Origin of the sequence: Sinorhizobium chiapasense, from assembly GCF_045277575.1 — a bacterium.
Lineage (GTDB): Bacteria > Pseudomonadota > Alphaproteobacteria > Rhizobiales > Rhizobiaceae > Ensifer > Ensifer chiapasense_A.
The window spans coordinates 2,324,737-2,341,726 of the sequence record NZ_CP144206.1 but is presented as its reverse complement, the minus strand read 5'-3'; the positions used below and the strand labels follow the sequence as shown (position 1 = coordinate 2,341,726).

The following is a 16,990-nucleotide window of genomic DNA, read 5'->3' as shown; positions in this document are numbered from 1 at the left end:
TCTCCTTGGCGCGTGCCAGTATTCTCGGATCGAAGAGCATGCCGGCAGCGCGGCGGAAGGGAGACGAGATCATCTCGCACACAAACGTCGTCAGATGAAGCCAGGCCTTTGTCCAACCGGAAACGACACAGCTCTAGCCGCTTCGCAAAGTCAGAGTGCAGCGGTGGAGAGGCCCCCTCCTCATCATTTCCTGATCGTCAACGCCGGATTGTGGGCGAAGAAGTTGTGCGGCATGATGTGCACGGTCTTCCATTCGGTCGACATCACGGGCCAATCCTCCATGCGCGGAATGTGATGGAAACCTGCGGAGAACCAGGTGACGATGTCCTTGCCCATGAGGCTCTGGTCCTTCTTCACCCATTCGGCGAGCGTATCGGAACCATCACTCTGCATCGCGAACTTGCCGCCGGCATAACGTTGCTCGGGATCGTAGACCGTGTTCCAGACCGAATACTCGATATAGGCGTTGCGCTTCATCGGGGGGTCGTTCTGGAAGTCGAACGGGCCGTAGGAGACGTCGCCGTGGTGGATCATGTAGCCAGGTTCATGGCCGAGATAGCCTTCGCGCGACGGGTCCGAGATGTGGAAGTAGCGAGGCTGCGAGGATGAAAGCTTGTAGCGCGCCTCCATTTCCGTCATCGGCATCTTGTGCTCGACGGTCCACATCGACTTGCGAGGCGTCGATGCGTCGAGCTTGGCTGGCACGATGTCCATCGTCGAAAAATGGTTGATCGGCTGGTCGACGTCGAAGTCGATGCGGAAGTTGAAATAATGGTCGTGGTTGGCTGCGACGAGGTTCGGCGCGATCAGCGTTCCATGAGCCGTATCCGCCTTCGCCGTCGCGTCCTTCATCGACGTCGAGGCGACGCCCTTCACCGCATCGAGGCCGGTCGCGCCGATATAGATGTTGACCTGACCGTTCTGCTGCAGGCGATAATCGATGAGATAGTCGTAATTGCCTACTTCCGAGGCCGTGCGCACCACCAGTTCGGTCGCCGGGCGACCTTCCGCCGGCACCGGCTTCTCCGGCGTCTGCGCGAAGACCTCGAAGTGGCGCCAGGCCGGATCGCCGATGCTGCGCTCGAAGACGCAGATCGCATCCGGGATAACGAGCGGCGAGCCCTTGTCGTCGGCGATGGTAGCCGGCAGGAACGTGGCGTGGGAGGGGCAGTCGATGCCGGCGCGAAGCGGCGTCAGGAACAGGCCGAAACCGTATTCCCCACTGTCCATGTAGGTGCGCCAGTACCAGCCTTCCGACGGGTCCATATAGGGCACAAAGACCTCGGAAAGATGCGCCTGATAGATGACCGAGCGCCAGGTGCCTGCATCGTTAACGTCGAGATTGGAAACGACGAGGCCAGGGCGCTTGTCGACGCGGAAGTTGAAGCGCCACATGTCCCATTCAATATGGCTGCCGTTGATCTTGTAGTTCGGGCCGCCTTCCTGCACGAGCTTGACGGGGTTGGAGTCCCCCCGCAGCGGCAGGCGCTTGGCGACCTCCTCCTCCGTATAGCCCCAACCGTCCTTCGGCAGGTCGATCACGCCGAGATCGACAACGCGCACCACTTCCTTCTTGCCGATGTCGTAAACGGCGAAAAGGTTCTCGATGGGTTTTGCGTAGAAATTTGAGCCATCCGGCACCTGGTAGCAGGGCACCTTCATCAGACGGGAGTTCTGATATTCCTCGGTGAAGAAGTTGCCGCCCGTCAGCGGCAGACAGAAGGCTTGTTCAGGCTTCAGCCCGCGCTTGGCGAGGCCCGCCACCATGTCTGGATGACCGAGCGCGCCTTCCAGCGCACCCATGAATTCGGTGAACAGCACCATCGGCTGGCCGGCTGCCTTGGCGTTACTTTCGACCGTACCCTTGGTGATGTTGACGACCGCCTCGCCGAACCCGTCCGGGCTGGTGAAATGCACCGTCGCCTTGCGATCGAGGCTGTCGCCTTCCTTCCAGGCAAGCACGTCGGCCTTAGCCGGCTCCTTGAGCTCGATCAGCGGATAGAGCGTCTTGTCGTCAGCAACCTTCTTGTCGCGCAGGATCTGGTTGATCTTCTGGTATTCCTCGGCCGTCAGACCGTCGAGCGGGTGGGCGAAAGCCGTACCGCCGGCAAGGCCGAAGCCCAGCGCGGTCGCGGCCAGATATTTCATCAGTCTCATGATCGTTCCCTCCTTCCCTTTATTATTCAGGCGAAGACCACCTGGATGTCGGTGTATTCGGCAAGCCCCTCTTCGGCGAACTCGACACCCACACCGGAAGCCTTCACCCCGCCGAAGGGCGCATTCGGCTGGATCGCACCGTGTTTGTTGATCCAGACGGAGCCACAGGCCATGCGGCTCGCGACCTTCTTCGCGGCCTTAATGTCGGACGACCAGACCGAGCCGCCGAGCCCGTTCGGGCTGTCATTGGCAAGCCGGATCGCCTCCTCGACGTCGGAATAGCGGATGATCGGCAGCGCCGGGCCGAACTGTTCCTCGTCAACAAGCGCATCGCCGTTGCGTAAACCGGAAACGATGGTCGGCGGGAAGAACAGGCCCTCGCCCGGCGCACCGCCGAGCAGAACTTTGCCGCGCTCTTTCGCGTCCGCCACAAGACGCGACACCTTGTCGAACTGCATGCGGTTCTGGACCGGGCCCAGAATGCTCGCCTCATCCATGCCGTTGCCGACCGGGATGTTCTTCGCATAGGCAACAAGCGCCTCGCAGACGGCATCGTGGATCGACTCATGCACATAGAGCCGCTTCATCGCCGCGCAGGTCTGGCCGTTGTTGATGAAGGCACCCCAGAACAGGCCCTCGGCGATCTTTGCCGGATCAGCATCCGGCAGAACGATGCCAGCATCATTGCCGCCCAGTTCCAGCGTCAGCCGCTTCATCGTCGCGGCGGCGGATTGCATAACCTTCTGGCCGGTGGCGCAGGAACCGGTGAAGACTATTTTTGCGATATCCGGATGTGCCGACATCGCACCGCCGAGATTGAACGCCTTGTCGTCGCCCGTCACCACGTTGACGACGCCCGGCGGCAGCACCTCGTTCATGATCTCAACGAGCCGCAGCGTCGACAGCGGCGTAAAGGGCGAGGGTTTCACAATCACCGTATTGCCGGTGCGCAGCGCCGGCAGGATATGCCAGACAGCGATCATCACGGGGAAATTCCACGGTGTGATCGAGCCGATGACGCCGAGAGGCTTGCGATGCAGCTCAATGCGGCCCTGCGTATTGTCCTGTAGGACTTTGACCGGCAGCGAGAGCCCCGTTGTATAGCCAGCCCAGGCGACGGCGCCCCCAATCTCCCAGCGCGAGCCGAGACCGTTCAGCGGCTTGCCCTGCTCCAGCGTTATAATCTCGGCAAGTTCCGCCGCGTGTTCCTCTATCTTCGCCGTCACCGCGGCGCAGGCTGCCTGCAAAGCCTCATCGCCCTGAGCTGACCATGAGACAAACGCCGCCTTGGCAACGGCCACGGCCGCGTCCAGTTCTGCCGCGCCCATGTTCGGCGCGCAGCCGACCTCCTCGCCCGTGGCCGGGTTGAGCACGGGAAAGACCGAGCCGACCGGCGCCGGCTTACCGCCGATGGTTGCGCTGAATTCAATCATTTCCGCCTCCTCCATGAAAACTCGCCTCCTTCGGCGGTACAATTGACGGCAGAGGATAGAGGCAGGCGAAGCGTCAGACTTGGACGGCGCCGTCCCACCTTTTGGACAAAAACGTCACTGACAGTGCGCGACCGCGCCCGGCGTCGTGCCGTATTTCTTCCGGAACTCGCGATAGAAGTAGGAGAGATCATTGAAGCCGCAGTCAAATGCAACCGCGGTAACGCCTTTCGCTACCTTGCAAGCGGAAAGCCGCGCATGGGCGAGCTCCAGTCGGCGATTGAGCAGCCGGTGGCCGGGCGTCTCGCCGAGCGGGCGAAAATGCCGCTGCAGCATGCGTTCCGAGACATTGAGCCGGGTGGCAAGCTCGCGCGGCCCGAATGTCGGGTCCGCGCGATGCCGGTCGATCATCGCCAGCGCACGGGAAAGCAGAGTTTCCGCAGGCGCTCCGGTGACGCGGGCCGAATGCAGATAGGCGCCCATCAGGCATAGGAAGGCTTCGCCAAGTTGCGCCTGCGCGCCCTCCTCCGACAACATTTTTGCGATGACCGCGCGCATGGCGAGCCAGAGCGGATCGTCGCGCGAAATCCACAGGCCGCCGGCGCAGCCCCTCCCGAAACGGTGCAGCATTTCCTCGCGCGGAATGTGCAGCGAGACCTGGTTCGAACGCTCGCCCCGATAGATGAAAGTGGAAGGCTTCACTGAATCGACAAGGAACATGTCGCCGGGCGAAAGCTCGGCCACCCAATCACCCTGTTCAACGCGGCAGTGGCCGGCATCTTGTATCAGCAGAAAGAAATATTCGCCGGGATCCTGCCGGATGGAGCGGTGGCTGCGCGCAACCTCGGAGGCATCGAGCGCGACGATCGCCGTATCGAAGGGACCGACCCGCCTCGTGGTGACGTCGCCATTGATGACGCCCGTTCGTTCCATCGGCTCCAGATCAAACGAGCCGCAGACCCGCCTAATCTTCGCTTCGAGAATTTCGACGGGCACGGGCTTGTGCCCCGGCGTCATCAGCGACTGCATCGCGCCCTCCCCGGCTCTAGCAGAAAGCCTTTTATACTACTATCTCATCGCAATCCTTAGCGCTTGCCCATCGTCCTCTGGTCGGCAAGCGTTGAGAACCCTCCATCTCCCGCCGCTTTGCGCAGCCCATCGCACGGTGGCTCGGCAAGGCCCACCGCCGAGAGCCGGTCGAGCACAGCCACGACCTCGGAAAGACCGCGCGCCTCTGCATAATGCATTGGCCCGCCGCGCCAGCGCGGAAAACCATAGCCGTGGATCTTGACGAGATCGATATCGGCGGCACGCAGCGCCACGCGCTCCTCCAAAATCCGCGTCGCCTCGTTGACCATCGGGAGCAGGATCGCGTCGGCAATCTCGGCCTCGCTCCACACCCGCTGGGGTAGACCCTCCACCATCTCTGCGATGATGCCTGCCACGGTTTCCGACGGTTTTGGCGTACGGTCGCCCGGCTGGTAATCGTACCAGCCACCTCCGGTCTTCTGGCCCAGGCGCCCGATGGTGCAAAGGCGCTCGGCAACCGGCGCGAATGGTGTCTCGCCGCGCTCCCGCGCCGCCTTTCGCTGGAAAGCAGCGATGTCGAGGCCACCAAGGTCCTGTGCCTCGAACGGGCCCATCGGCAGGCCAAAGGCGCGCATGGCCGCGTCGACGGTCGAGGGCGTCGCACCCGCCAACAACAACCTTTCGGCCTGGGCGCGCGTGACCTTCAGAATGCGATTGCCAATGAAACCATCGCAGATGCCGGCGCGCACAGGGATCTTGGCAAGCAGGCGGGCAAGTGCAAAACCGGTCGCGAGAACGTCCTGCGCGGTCGTCGCTGTCGGCACGATCTCCAAGAGCTTCATCACGTTCGCGGGACTGAAGAAATGTAGCCCAAGAAAGCGCTTCGGATGGCTGACGCCCTGGCTGATCGCATCCGGATCGAGATAGGAGGTGTTGGTGGCGAGCACGGCATCCGGCCGACAGACCGACGAGAGCTTTTCAAAGACGGCGCGCTTGACGGCGAGATCCTCGAACACCGCCTCGACCACGAGGTCGGTGTCGGCGATCAGGCCATAATCGTCACCGCCGGCCACACCCGCCATGCGTTCGTCGGCGACCGCCTGCGTCATGCGCCCGCGCTTCACCGGGCCGTCGTAGATGGCCCGCATATTGGCAAGCCCGCGCTCGACTGCCGCCGGATCGCGCTCGATGAGAACCACCGGGAGGCCGGCGTCGCGCAGCGCCGCAGCGATGCCGGCGCCCATCGTGCCGCCACCGATGACCGCCGCCGAGCGGATTTCGCGCGGGGTGATCCCGGCAAGCTCCGGCGGGCGCGGCGCGGCGCGCTCGGCGAAGAAGACATGGCGCAGCGCGGCCGCCTGTTCGGAGCCACGCAACTCGAGAAACGCCTCGCGCTCGAAGGCCATTGCACCGGAAAAATCCGTCTCACTCGCCTTGCGCACCGATGCGAGCGCCTTCAGCGGCGCGATTTCGCGCCGCGCCTTGGCCGCCACCGCCTTTTCGGCATCCTCCCAGAAACCGGGCTCGACCGCGGGTACTCCGCGGCTTGAAAGCGGATGCGGCAAGGACTTTTCAGCCACGTCGCTTGCAAAGGCAATAGCGCCGGCGCGCAGGTCGCCGGCGATGATCGCGTCGACAAGGCCGAGCTCCTCGGCCTTCTTCCCGCCGATCGGGTTGCCGCCGGTCACCAGGTCGACGGCGGCTGCGGGGCCGACAAGGCGCGGCAGGCGGACCGTGCCACCCGCACCGGGAATGAGGCCGAGTTTGACCTCCGGCAGGCCGAGGCTGGCGGAGGCAACCGCCACGCGATAGGTACAGCCCAGCGCAATTTCGAGCCCGCCGCCGAGCGCGCTGCCATGGATTGCCGCAACCCACGGCTTTTTCGCGCTTTCGATGCTCGCCACCACGTCAGGCAGATGCGGCGGCACCGGCGGTTTGCCGAATTCGCTGACATCGGCGCCGGCGATAAAGGTGCGGCCGGCGCAGAGCAGCACGACGGCCTTTACGGAACTGTCTGCGTCAAGCTCCGCCACGGCATCGACGAGGGCCTGGCGCAAAACCTGCGACAGCGCATTGACAGGCGGATTGTCGACGGTGACGACGGCGACGGCAGTTTCATGGGTGATGGTGACGGTCATGGCGTTCAAATTCCCAGGTAGGCGGCGCGGATGCGCTCATCGGCAATCAATTCGGCGGCGGGGCCAGTCATGGTAATGCGCCCTGTCTCCATCACATAACCCCGGTCGGCGACGGAAAGCGCGCCAAAGGCGTTCTGCTCGACAAGAAGCACGGTGACGCCGAGCGCCTTCATGCTCTTCACCACATCGAAGATCTGCGCAACGAGGATGGGGGCGAGCCCCATGCTCGGCTCGTCCAGCAGCAGGCAGGAGGGCCTGGCCATCAGCGCGCGGGCGATAGCGAGCATCTGCTGCTGCCCGCCGGAAAGCCCGCCTGCCGCAAGGTTGCGCTTCTCTTTCAGGATCGGGAACAGGGCAAAGGCATCCTCCCGGTCGCGCTCCACCTTGTCGTCGGAGAACAGATAGGCCCCCAGCCGAAGATTTTCCTCCACCGTCAGGTTGGTGAAAATCTGCCGACCCTCGGGCGATTGGGCAAGACCGCGCTGGACGCGCCGGTGCGCCGCCACAGTGGTCAGCGCCTCACCGCGAAAGAGGATGGAGCCAGCCGAAACCGGCTGGATGCCGGAAAGGCATTTCAGAAGCGTCGTCTTGCCCGCGCCGTTGGCGCCGACCACGGTGACGATTTCGCCGGAGGCGACATCGATGTCGATGCCATGCAGCACCTCGATGCGGCCGTAGCGTGAGCGCAGTCCCTCAACGTTGAGCATTTTGCGCCTCCGCCGCTTGGGCCCCGAGATAAGCTTCGATGACGCGCGGATTGCGCGCGATCGCCGCCGGCTCGCCTTCGGCGATCTTTTCACCGTGGTCGACCACCACGATATGGTTGGAAATGCGCATCACCATTTTCATGTCGTGCTCCACCAGGAGGATCGAAACACCCTCGGCGGCGACCGCGGCGATGAGGTGATCGATTTCCTCCGTCTCCACCGCGTTGCAGCCGGCGGCAGGCTCGTCGAGCAGCAGCACGCGGGGCTTCAGCGCCAAGGCGCGTGCGATCTCAAGTCGCTTCAGCGCGCCGTAGGAGAGCGAACCCGCCTCCTGCTCGGCGGCACGGCCGAGACCGACGCGATCGAGCAGCGCGCGGGCGCTTTCTTCCGACGCCTTGCTGCGGCGGCGCGCGGCGGGCAGCGAGAAGAGGTCGGAAAAGACCGAGCCGCGCTCAAGCAGGTGATGGCCGGCAACCGCGTTTTCCAGAACGCTCATCGATTGGAAGATCTGGAGATTCTGGAAGGTGCGCGACAGGCCGCGCCGCGCCAGAAGGTGCGGCGGCATGCGCGTGGTATCCTCGCCATCGAGCGCCACGCGACCGCGCGCCGGGGCGTAGACGCCAGATATCATGTTAAAGAGCGTCGTCTTGCCAGCGCCGTTCGGGCCGATGACCGAGACGATCTCGCCCGGTTTCAATGAGAAACCGACATCATGGACGGCACGCAAGCCGCCGAAGTCGATCCCCAAGCCTTCGATCTGAAGCAGGCTCATTCTCCCCTCCCCCTTATGCGGCGCGCGATGGACGGCAGCAGGCCCTCGCGCATGAAGATCATGACAAGCATCATGACGAGGCCGAGCATGAGCTGCTCGTACTCCTGAAAGATCGTCAGCACCTGCGGCAGCGTGGTGAGGATCGCTGCGCCGAGGATCGCGCCGAGCACCGATCCGGCCCCGCCGAGCACGGTCATGGTGACCATCTCGATGGAATGCATGAAGCCCGCAACGTCAGGCGTGATGAACTTGTTCTGGAGCGCCAGCAGCGATCCGGACACCGACGCGTAAACCGCCGAAAGCACGAAGGCGACGAGCTTGTAGCGGGCGACGTCGACGCCGACCGTGCGGGCGGCGACTTCGGAGCCGTGCAGCGCGCGAAGGGCCCGCCCCGTCGGGCTATGATAGAGGTTGAGCGCGAGCCATGCGCCGATGACCAGAACGAGGCCGGAAAAGGCGTACCAGAACTCGGTGTTGGAGAAGTCGATCCCGATGGACTTCAGGACGCCGCGAAGACCCAGCTCCGGCACCGCCATGCCGTCCGGCCCGCCGGTCAGCTGCGCCTCGTTGGAAAGCACCATCGAGACGAGAATGCCGAAACCGAGGCTGGCGACGGCGAGATAGTAGCCTTTGAGCCGCAGGATCGGCCGGCCGACGAGGAAGGCGATGCCGGCGGAGAGGGCAGCGCCCAGCACCGCCGCAAGCGCCGGATGCAGGCCCAGATGAACCGGCGCGAGCGCGCAGGCATAGGCGCCGATGCCGGCAAAACCCGCATGTCCGAGGCTGATCTGGCCGGCATAGCCGATCAGGATGACGAGCCCCGTCACCGCCAGGCCATTGACGAAAATCAGCGAGCCTACGCGGAAGTAATAGGAGGACGGGAAGAAGACCGGCGCGATGGCGATGACCGCGGCGAGGATGAGAAGGCTGGTGGCTTTGCCCGAGAACCGCATGATCACACCCGATCCGTCGATTTACGGCCAAACAGACCTTGCGGCATGGCAAAGAGCACGGCGAGAATGACGACGAAGGCGGCCGCATCCTTGTATTGCGAGCTGAGGTAGCCGGCCGTCATCGCTTCGAGGATGCCGAGCAGCAGGCCGCCAACGAGCGCGCCCTTCGGGTTGCCCATGCCGCCAAGCATGGCGGCGGCGAAACCTTTGAGCGCGAGCGCCAGGCCAACGTCGTAGCCGGTCAGCGTAATCGGCGTCACCAGCACGCCTGCGAGCGCGCCGATGGCGGCCGACATGGCGAAGGAGAGCGTCATCACATATTTGGTGTTGATACCGACGAGCTGGGCGGCGATGCGGTTGTTGGCGGTCGCCAGCACCGCGCGGCCGATCAGCGTGCGCGTGAAGAACAGCCAGAGACAGAAAAAGACCGCGAGCGCGCCTGCGATCACCCAGAGGCTCTGCGGCAGGATCGTCGCGCCGCCGATCAGGATCGGCTGGTCGCCGGAAAAGGCGGGGAAGCGGTGAAGCTGCTTGTCGAAGACGAGCTGCGTCGCACCGCGGATGAAGATAGACGCACCGATGGTGATGATGATCAGCGAGACGACCGGCGCGCCGCGGGCGGGCTCGATGGCCAGCTTGTTCAGCGCGACGCCGATTGCCGACGTCACGATGATGGCGATGAGCGCTGCCAGCGGCAGCGGCAGGCCGGCGGCATGGGCAAAGAAGGTGATCATGCCGCCGAGCATGACGAACTCGCCCTGGGCGAAGTTCACGACGTCGGAGGCGTTGTAGATGATCGTGAAGCCGAGGGCGACCAGCGCATAGACCGCGCCGACCGTGATCCCGGACAGGAAAAATTGCAGCAGTTCGGGCATGGATGCCTCCGCTTGGCACGCGACGGTTTCCGCCGGCCCTCGCAAGAAGGGCTGGGGCCGGCGGGCTCGATTACTCGACGATCTTCCAGCCGCCCTTTTCAATCTGCAGCATGCGGAAGGCCGAGAGGTCGAGACCGAGGTGATCCTCGGCTGTCATGGTGACGGTGCCCGTGGTACCCACGAGGCCCTTCGTCGTCTCGATGGCGTCGCGGATATCGGACGGCTCAGCGCTACCCGCCCGGCCGATCGCATCGACCAGAATGCGCAGTGCGTCGTGGGCGTAACCGCCGAAGGTGGAAACAGGCTTGCCAGTCGCCTTTTCATAGGCATCCTTGTAGGCGGTAACCACGGCGCGCTGCGGGTCGTTCTCCGGCAGGAGTTTTGCGACGAGCAGCGCCGTGCCCGGCAGGCGCACGCCTTCTGCGGCCTGTGCGCCGGCAAGCTCGATGAAGCCATCCGAGGCAACGCCGTGCGACTGGTAGAGCGGCAGGCCGACGGCAAGCTGGGCATAGTTGCGCGTGACGATCGCCGGACCCTGGCCGAAGCCGGGGTTCAACACCGCCTGCAGGCCGTCCTTGCCCTTGATGTTGGTGAGCTGCGGCGTCATGTCGGCGTCGGTCGGGCCGTAAGTCTCGTCGGCTAGGACCTCGATACCGTAGTCGCCGACGATCGCAAGGCACTGCTTGTGCATGGAGGCGCCGAAGCCGTCGGAACCGGAGATCATGCCGATCTTGGTGATGCCGTTCTTTTTCATGTCTTCGAAGATCTTGGCGCAGGCCATGCGGTCCGTGTGCGGCGTCTTGAAGGTATAGGGCTTGACCGGATCGATGATCTCGATCGCGCCGGCAAGCGAGATAAAGGGCACTTCCGCGTCCTCGAAGACCGGGATGATCGCCATGGAGGTGCCGGTCGTCGTGCCGCCGATCACGGCGACGACTTCGTCGTCCTCGACGAGGCGAGTGGCAAAGGTTCGCGCCTTGTTCGGATCGCCTCCATCGTCATAGATGACGAGTTCCAGCTTCTCGCCATTGACGCCGCCGGCCGCGTTGATCTCCTCGACCAGCATTTTCAGCGTCTTGGCTTCCGGATCTCCGAGAAAGGAGGCGGGGCCGGTTTCGGAAATAGTCGCGCCGATCTTGATATCGGCCAAGGCGGGCCCGGCAAAGCCGAGAACGAGGGTAACTGCAGTCGCAGTTTGTGCAAATTTCATGTCGGTTTCTCCTCCCAACAAAGACAAAAATAAAAACGAAAACTCCTCTCACGCCGCCAAGGGGCGGCGCCACATCACCACGCGGAACCGGTTGGCGACGAAAGCCGCATCCGTCAGGCTGGCATTGCCCGCGGGGTTTGCGCCGGTGACGTGGAAATCGCTGAAGGCGGCACTCTGGTTGACGTAGATCCCGCCGGTCAGGTTGACCGAAAGATTGACGCCCGCCGCAGCAAACCGGTCGGCGCTAGCAAGGACCTGCGCCTCATCCGTCGTGTAGAGGGCAGCGGTGATCGCGCCCTTGTCTTCCGCAAGGCTCGCTGCGCGGTTCACACCGTCTTCGACATCATCGACGGCGACGACAAAGGCGATGGGGCCGAAGCGCTCTTGCGCATAGCTTTCCGTATCCGCGGCATCGACGGCGAGGATCAGCGGCGTTGCGGTGCGCGCGTCACCCAGCCCGCCGATGGCTGCGGAGTCGCGCACCATCCGGCCAAGCGCGCGGGCAGTCTCGATGCGGGCGAGCGTCGCCGCGTTGGCAATCGCGCCGCAGATGCCGGCCGCACGGGCGGGATCGGCAAGCAGGCCATCGACCGCCGCGGCGATGCCGGCTGCGACCGCGTCGAAACTCTTGTGGCCTTCGTCGGTTTCGATGCCGCCGCGAGGCACGAAGATGTCCTGCGGGGCCGTGCACATCTGCCCGGAATAGAGCGACAGCGAGAAGGCGATATTGCCGCACATGCCGGCGAAATTGTCAGTCGAGCCGATGACAATGGAATTGACGCCGGCCTCTTCGGTATAGACGTCGGCGCTGCCGGCATTTTCCCGCACCCAAGTGCCGAACGCGTTGGAACCGGTATAGTCGACGATGGCGACGGCCGGATGTTGCACGAGATCCCTAGTGATCTCCGAGCCGGGCTCGTCCGCAGCGAGCAGCACGACATCGGCGGCAAAGCCCTCCTCCACCAGAACCTGGCGGATGATCTCGACGGTAATGGCAAGCGGCAGGATCGCCGCCGGATGCGGCTTGACGATGACGGTATTGCCGGTGGCCAGGCTGGCGAAGAGGCCGGGATAGCTGTTCCAGGTCGGGAAGGTGTTGCAGCCGATGACCAGCGAAACACCACGCGGAACCACGCGCCAATGCTTTTCCATGACGATCGGATCGCCCCTGCCCTGCGGCTTCGTCCAGGTGGCCTTCGCTGGCGTGCGGGTCATTTCGGCATAGGCATAGGCGACGGCTTCAAGACCGCGATCCTGCGCATGCGGACCGCCGGCCTGGAAGGCCATGGCGAAAGCCTGGCCGGTCGTGTGCATGACGGCATTCGCCATCTCGAAGCTGCGGGCGTTGAGGCGGGCGAGGATTTCGAGGCAGACGCCGGTGCGCACATGAGGCGAGGCGGCAGCCCATTGCGAAGAAGCGTCACGCGAGGCCGCAACCAGAGTATCCACGGAGGCAGCGGGATAGGTGATGCCAAGAGCTGGGCCATAGGGTGAGACTTCCGCGCCGACGACGCGGTGCGCCGGGTGATCGGCAAGCGCGAAGGGTTTTCCGAGCCGCGCCTGGTAGCCGGCAAGCCCCTCCTCCTTGGCGGTTTCGCCATAGATCTTGCCGGACGGCACTTCCGGATAGGCGGACCAGAAGTCGCGCTTGGCCGCCGCCTGCAAAGCTGCATCTAGCGTTTGGCGATGGCGCTCGAAAAGTCCTGTCATGGCTTACTCCTCTCAATCGGTGCTTTTATAATTGACCGGCCGGCCGGTTTATGCAACTATTTTTTCACGGTCGCTCTGGAACAAGGGCGACAAGGAGGAAAACATGCCGGAATCCAGCACGATCCTGTCGGCACTTGCCGATGGCGTCCTTAGCCTGACGCTCAATCGCCCTGACAAGCTCAATGCGTTTAACGAGGAGATGCATCTTGCGCTGCGCGCCGGGTTCGAGCGCGCCCATGAGGATGCGGAGGTGCGCGCCGTGCTCTTGACGGGTTCGGGCCGCGGCTTTTGCGCAGGTCAGGATCTCGGCGACCGCGACCCGAGCAAGGGCGTGCCGGACCTCGGCCACACGATAGAAACCTACTACAATCCCCTGCTCCGCCTGATCCGCAACCTGGAGAAGCCGGTCATCTGTGCGGTGAACGGCGTTGCCGCCGGCGCCGGCGCCAACATCGCCTTTGCCTGCGATATCACGCTTGCCGCCCGCTCCGCCCGCTTCATCCAGGCCTTCGCCAAGATCGGCCTCGTGCCGGATTCCGGCGGAACCTGGAGCCTGCCGCGGCTGATCGGCGAGGCGCGTGCCAAGGCGTTGGCGCTCACCGCCGAGCCGCTCGGCGCAGAAACTGCCGCCGATTGGGGCCTCATCTGGCGTACCGTCGATGACGACAGGCTGATGGAAGAGGCAAGCGCGCTCGCCGCTCGGCTTGCCACCGGCCCGACCAGGGGCCTCGGCATGACCAAGCGCGCCATCCAGGCCGCCGCCATAAATTCGCTCGACGAGCAGCTCGACCTCGAACGCGACCTTCAGCGTGAAGCCGGCCGCAGCGCCGACTATGCTGAAGGCGTTTCCGCCTTCCTCGAGAAGCGCAAGCCGGAGTTCAGGGGCCAATGAGCGACACCAGCCTTTCGCCTCAGGCGCTCGCCGATGCCTGCGCCAGGGCCATGTGGGATGAAGACAACGCCACCCGCCATCTCGGCATGGAGCTTGTGTCCGTCGCACCCGGCGAAGCGACCATCACCATGACCGTTGCCGCGACGATGACCAATGGCCACGGCAGCTGCCATGGCGGCTACATCTTCACGCTGGCCGATTCGGCCTTCGCCTTCGCCTGCAACACCTACAATCAGCGCACCGTCGCCCAGCACTGTTCGGTGAACTATATCGCGCCGGCGTTCAAGGGCGACCGGCTGACGGCGACGGCACGGGAAGTGTCTCGCCGCGGACGCGGCGGCATCTACGATGTCCGCATCACCAATCAGGAGGGCGAGCATGTCGCGGAATTCCGTGGCCACTCGCGAACCGTAAAGGGTACCCATCTGCCGGAGTGAGGCAGACGATCCCGCATTCTTGGAGGAGAATTTCATGGAAGACCTGTCCCCCCGCCCCGGTGACCTCGAAGCGATCGAGACGGCCTCTCGCGACGAGCTTTCCGCGCTGCAGCTTCAGCGCATGAAATGGTCGCTGACCCACGCCTATGAGAACTCGCCCTTCTACCGGCAGCGTTTCGATGAGGCAGGCGTGCACCCGTCCGACCTCAAGACGCTCACCGACCTCGCGAAATTTCCCTTCACCACCAAGAAGGACCTGCGCGATACCTATCCCTTCGGCATGTTCGCCGTGCCGCGTGAAAAGCTCGCCCGCATCCACGCCTCGTCAGGCACGACCGGCAAGCCGACCGTCGTCGGTTACACGAAGACCGACATCGACACCTGGGCGACGGTCGTCGCCCGCTCGATCCGCGCCTCGGGAGGCCGGGCCGGCGATATCGTCCATGTCGCCTATGGCTACGGCCTCTTCACCGGCGGCCTCGGCGCGCATTATGGCGCCGAAAAACTCGGCTGCACCGTCGTGCCGATCTCGGGCGGCATGACGGAGCGTCAGGTAACGTTGATGCAGGATTTCAAGCCGCGCATCATCATGGTCACGCCCTCCTACATGCTTTCTATCCTCGATGAGTTCCGCAAACACGGCATCGACCCACGCGAAAGCTCGCTGGCCGTCGGGATTTTTGGCGCGGAGCCGTGGACGAACGCCATGCGCCAGGAGATCGAGCAGGCTTTCGACATGCATGCCGTCGACATTTACGGCCTGTCGGAAGTCATGGGTCCTGGCGTCGCCAACGAGTGCGTCGAGACCAAGGACGGCCTGCACATCTGGGAAGACCATTTCTACCCCGAGATCATCGACCCGGTGACGGGCACGGTGCTGCCCGACGGCGAGATCGGCGAACTGGTATTCACGACACTGACTAAGGAAGGCCTGCCGATCATCCGCTACCGCACCCGCGACCTGACGCGGCTTCTACCCGGCACCGCGCGATCCATGCGCCGCATGGAGAAGGTCACCGGTCGCTCCGACGATATGATGATCTTGCGCGGCGTCAACGTCTTCCCGACACAGATCGAGGAGCAGATCCTGAAATGCCGCGGACTTGCCCCGCATTTCCAGATCGAGCTGACCCGCGCCGGCCGTATGGACAATATGACGGTTCATGTCGAATGTACGCTAGAAGCGGCCGACGAGGGCGCACGCTCCGGATCGGCAAAGGAGCTTGCTCACCACATCAAGAGCGTGGTCGGCGTCACGACGAAGATCACGGTGCACGAGCCGGGCGGCATCGCTCGCTCGGAAGGCAAGGCAAAGCGGGTTGTCGACAACCGCCCGAAAGAGTGAATGACGGAGAGCCGGGATAGCCCGGCACCGGTTTGACCGTATATACGAACAAAAGTCGCCGCTTGCGCGGCGGCAAACGGACAGGAAGTGAGCAGGGTAGAACAATATGGCACGCACGCGCGCAGTGGATTTTGAAGAAAAACAGCGCGGCATTCTGACGAACGCGGCGGCGGTGTTCGCCGAAGTGGGCATGGAAAAGGCTTCCATGTCCATGATTGCCTCGTACAGCAATGTCTCGAAGGCCCTGCTCTATCACTACTATCCCGGCAAGGATGCCCTGATATTCGATATCGTACGCACGCACCTGACGGAGCTCGACGGCGCGATCGAAGCGGCGGATCGCAGTGATGTAGCGCCGCAGGAGCGGCTGCGCCTTCTCGTCAAAGCCGTCATGAAGAATTACGAAGGCCGCGACAACGAACACAAGGTGCAGCTCAACGGCACCAGCGCCCTGTCGCAGGAGCAGCTTTCGGAGCTGCAGGCGATCGAGCGGCGGATCGTCAAACGCTTCTCCAGCGTCATCCAGCAGATCAATCCTGAGCTTAATCAGGGCCGACCCTTGCTGATGCCCGTCACCATGTCGCTGTTCGGCATGATGAACTGGGTCTACATGTGGTTCCGGCCGAACGGGCCGATCAGCCGCGACGAATATGCCGATATCGCCACCACGCTTATCCTCGAAGGCGTCAAGGCCGTTCGCTGACCTAGCCTCTCAGTCGCCGAATTTCAGCCGTTCGAGAATGAGCGGATCGTATTGCGGAGCGCGGATGCGCCGCCGGTCGGGTTCTAGCTGAGAAAGCGGTTCGGTCGCAACCAGCTTGTCTTTCGCCTCAAGCGCGAGGCGCTGATAGATGACCGTGCCCTGGCGTTTCCACGCGATCTCCTCGGCTGAAAGCTCGCGGGTGACGCGCGCCGGCGAACCCATTGCAAGGCTGTTTGCGGGAATCTCCGTACCTGCCTTGACGAAGGCCATGGCGGCAACGATGGCATTTTCGCCAATCACGGCTTCGTCCATGACGACGGCGTTCATCCCGACCATCGCGTTTCGGCCTATCCGGCAGCCGTGTAGCACCGCGCCATGACCGATATGGCCTTCCTCGCCGACAACCACGTCGAGATTGGGGAAACTGTGCACGACGCAGGTCTCCTGCACGTTTGATCCCTGTTCGAGCACGATGCGGCCGAAGTCGCCGCGCAGCACGGCTCCCGGCCCGACATAACAGGCAGGGCCTATGATCACGTCACCGATGACGATTGCGGCCGGGTGCACGAAGGCGGCGGGATCGATCACCGGGACCACGCCGTCATAGGCATAGATCTGCGTCATGGCCGCCT

At 63.7% G+C, this 16,990-nt stretch carries 15 protein-coding genes; 4 read left to right on the top strand and 11 right to left on the bottom strand.

All coding sequences use genetic code 11. The features are described 5' to 3' along the window. Window positions 1-183: 183 nt before the first annotated feature. The 10 genes from QM996_RS29640 to paaN form a co-directional block, all read right to left on the bottom strand. Window positions 184-2,157, bottom strand: a complete 1,974-nt coding sequence (locus QM996_RS29640; RefSeq protein ID WP_334197399.1) for a copper amine oxidase — start codon at window positions 2,155-2,157, stop codon at window positions 184-186. A gap of 26 nt (window positions 2,158-2,183) precedes the next feature. Next, window positions 2,184-3,590: an aldehyde dehydrogenase family protein gene (locus tag QM996_RS29635; protein ID WP_334197398.1), complete on the bottom strand. Its 1,407-nt coding sequence runs from the start codon at window positions 3,588-3,590 to the stop codon at window positions 2,184-2,186. A 114-nt stretch (window positions 3,591-3,704) separates the two neighbouring features. Beyond that, a complete protein-coding gene (locus tag QM996_RS29630) occupies window positions 3,705-4,616 on the bottom strand; it encodes a helix-turn-helix domain-containing protein (RefSeq protein ID WP_334197397.1) in 912 nt (303 codons plus the stop codon). Window positions 4,617-4,672: 56 nt separating this feature from the next. Continuing rightward, window positions 4,673-6,754 (bottom strand): 3-hydroxyacyl-CoA dehydrogenase NAD-binding domain-containing protein, encoded by a 2,082-nt coding sequence (locus QM996_RS29625; RefSeq protein WP_334197396.1) that lies wholly within the window; start codon window positions 6,752-6,754, stop codon window positions 4,673-4,675. A 5-nt stretch (window positions 6,755-6,759) separates the two neighbouring features. Continuing rightward, the gene (locus tag QM996_RS29620) at window positions 6,760-7,461 is read right to left on the bottom strand and encodes an ABC transporter ATP-binding protein (protein ID WP_334197395.1); all 702 of its coding nucleotides are present in this window, start codon (window positions 7,459-7,461) and stop codon (window positions 6,760-6,762) included. Further along, window positions 7,448-8,233, bottom strand: a complete 786-nt coding sequence (locus tag QM996_RS29615) for an ABC transporter ATP-binding protein (RefSeq protein ID WP_334197394.1) — start codon at window positions 8,231-8,233, stop codon at window positions 7,448-7,450. Before QM996_RS29615 ends, QM996_RS29620 begins: the two co-directional genes overlap by 14 nt. Continuing rightward, window positions 8,230-9,186 carry a branched-chain amino acid ABC transporter permease gene (locus QM996_RS29610; protein ID WP_334198712.1) on the bottom strand — a complete coding sequence of 319 codons (957 nt, stop codon included), beginning with the start codon at window positions 9,184-9,186 and terminating at the stop codon, window positions 8,230-8,232. Before QM996_RS29610 ends, QM996_RS29615 begins: the two co-directional genes overlap by 4 nt. Window positions 9,187-9,188: 2 nt before the next feature. Beyond that, complete coding sequence (locus tag QM996_RS29605) at window positions 9,189-10,061, bottom strand: branched-chain amino acid ABC transporter permease (protein WP_334197393.1); 873 nt, start codon at window positions 10,059-10,061, stop codon at window positions 9,189-9,191. 70 nt (window positions 10,062-10,131) lie between these two features. After that, on the bottom strand, window positions 10,132-11,271 hold the full coding sequence (locus QM996_RS29600) for an ABC transporter substrate-binding protein (protein ID WP_334197392.1): 1,140 nt from the start codon (window positions 11,269-11,271) through the stop codon (window positions 10,132-10,134). A 48-nt stretch (window positions 11,272-11,319) separates the two neighbouring features. Next, a complete protein-coding gene (gene paaN, locus QM996_RS29595) occupies window positions 11,320-12,981 on the bottom strand; it encodes a phenylacetic acid degradation protein PaaN (protein WP_334197391.1) in 1,662 nt (553 codons plus the stop codon). Window positions 12,982-13,084: 103 nt separating this feature from the next. Here paaN and paaG point away from each other — a divergent pair, with 103 nt between their 5' ends. From paaG to QM996_RS29575, 4 genes are all read left to right on the top strand, one after another. Then, window positions 13,085-13,873: a 2-(1,2-epoxy-1,2-dihydrophenyl)acetyl-CoA isomerase PaaG gene (paaG, locus tag QM996_RS29590; RefSeq protein WP_334197390.1), complete on the top strand. Its 789-nt coding sequence runs from the start codon at window positions 13,085-13,087 to the stop codon at window positions 13,871-13,873. Continuing rightward, entirely contained in the window at window positions 13,870-14,310 is a 441-nt protein-coding gene (paaI, locus tag QM996_RS29585; protein ID WP_334197389.1) for a hydroxyphenylacetyl-CoA thioesterase PaaI, read from the top strand. Before paaG ends, paaI begins: the two co-directional genes overlap by 4 nt. Before the next feature lie 34 nt (window positions 14,311-14,344). Beyond that, window positions 14,345-15,655, top strand: coding sequence for a phenylacetate--CoA ligase PaaK (gene paaK / locus QM996_RS29580; RefSeq protein ID WP_334197388.1), 1,311 nt, complete (start codon window positions 14,345-14,347; stop codon window positions 15,653-15,655). Window positions 15,656-15,761: 106 nt separating this feature from the next. Further along, window positions 15,762-16,358 carry a TetR/AcrR family transcriptional regulator gene (locus QM996_RS29575; RefSeq protein WP_334197387.1) on the top strand — a complete coding sequence of 199 codons (597 nt, stop codon included), beginning with the start codon at window positions 15,762-15,764 and terminating at the stop codon, window positions 16,356-16,358. Between the two features lie 9 nt (window positions 16,359-16,367). On the opposite strand, the gene QM996_RS29570 is transcribed toward QM996_RS29575, so the two are convergent. Next, on the bottom strand, window positions 16,368-16,982 hold the full coding sequence (locus QM996_RS29570) for a phenylacetic acid degradation protein PaaY (RefSeq protein WP_334197386.1): 615 nt from the start codon (window positions 16,980-16,982) through the stop codon (window positions 16,368-16,370). Between the last annotated feature and the right edge of the window lie 8 nt (window positions 16,983-16,990).

What these genes read in the sequence shown, in the direction of transcription:
- QM996_RS29610 (WP_334198712.1), bottom strand. Translation starts at nt 9,186, where the DNA reads ATGCGGTTCTCGGGCAAAGCCACCAGCCTTCTCATCCTCGCCGCGGTC.
- QM996_RS29615 (WP_334197394.1), bottom strand. Translation starts at nt 8,233, where the DNA reads ATGAGCCTGCTTCAGATCGAAGGCTTGGGGATCGACTTCGGCGGCTTG.
- QM996_RS29605 (WP_334197393.1), bottom strand. Translation starts at nt 10,061, where the DNA reads ATGCCCGAACTGCTGCAATTTTTCCTGTCCGGGATCACGGTCGGCGCG.
- QM996_RS29640 (WP_334197399.1), bottom strand. Translation starts at nt 2,157, where the DNA reads ATGAGACTGATGAAATATCTGGCCGCGACCGCGCTGGGCTTCGGCCTT.
- QM996_RS29600 (WP_334197392.1), bottom strand. Translation starts at nt 11,271, where the DNA reads ATGAAATTTGCACAAACTGCGACTGCAGTTACCCTCGTTCTCGGCTTT.
- paaK (WP_334197388.1), top strand. Translation starts at nt 14,345, where the DNA reads ATGGAAGACCTGTCCCCCCGCCCCGGTGACCTCGAAGCGATCGAGACG.
- QM996_RS29625 (WP_334197396.1), bottom strand. Translation starts at nt 6,754, where the DNA reads ATGACCGTCACCATCACCCATGAAACTGCCGTCGCCGTCGTCACCGTC.
- paaN (WP_334197391.1), bottom strand. Translation starts at nt 12,981, where the DNA reads ATGACAGGACTTTTCGAGCGCCATCGCCAAACGCTAGATGCAGCTTTG.
- QM996_RS29620 (WP_334197395.1), bottom strand. Translation starts at nt 7,461, where the DNA reads ATGCTCAACGTTGAGGGACTGCGCTCACGCTACGGCCGCATCGAGGTG.
- QM996_RS29570 (WP_334197386.1), bottom strand. Translation starts at nt 16,982, where the DNA reads ATGACGCAGATCTATGCCTATGACGGCGTGGTCCCGGTGATCGATCCC.
- QM996_RS29575 (WP_334197387.1), top strand. Translation starts at nt 15,762, where the DNA reads ATGGCACGCACGCGCGCAGTGGATTTTGAAGAAAAACAGCGCGGCATT.
- QM996_RS29630 (WP_334197397.1), bottom strand. Translation starts at nt 4,616, where the DNA reads ATGCAGTCGCTGATGACGCCGGGGCACAAGCCCGTGCCCGTCGAAATT.
- paaG (WP_334197390.1), top strand. Translation starts at nt 13,085, where the DNA reads ATGCCGGAATCCAGCACGATCCTGTCGGCACTTGCCGATGGCGTCCTT.
- paaI (WP_334197389.1), top strand. Translation starts at nt 13,870, where the DNA reads ATGAGCGACACCAGCCTTTCGCCTCAGGCGCTCGCCGATGCCTGCGCC.
- QM996_RS29635 (WP_334197398.1), bottom strand. Translation starts at nt 3,590, where the DNA reads ATGATTGAATTCAGCGCAACCATCGGCGGTAAGCCGGCGCCGGTCGGC.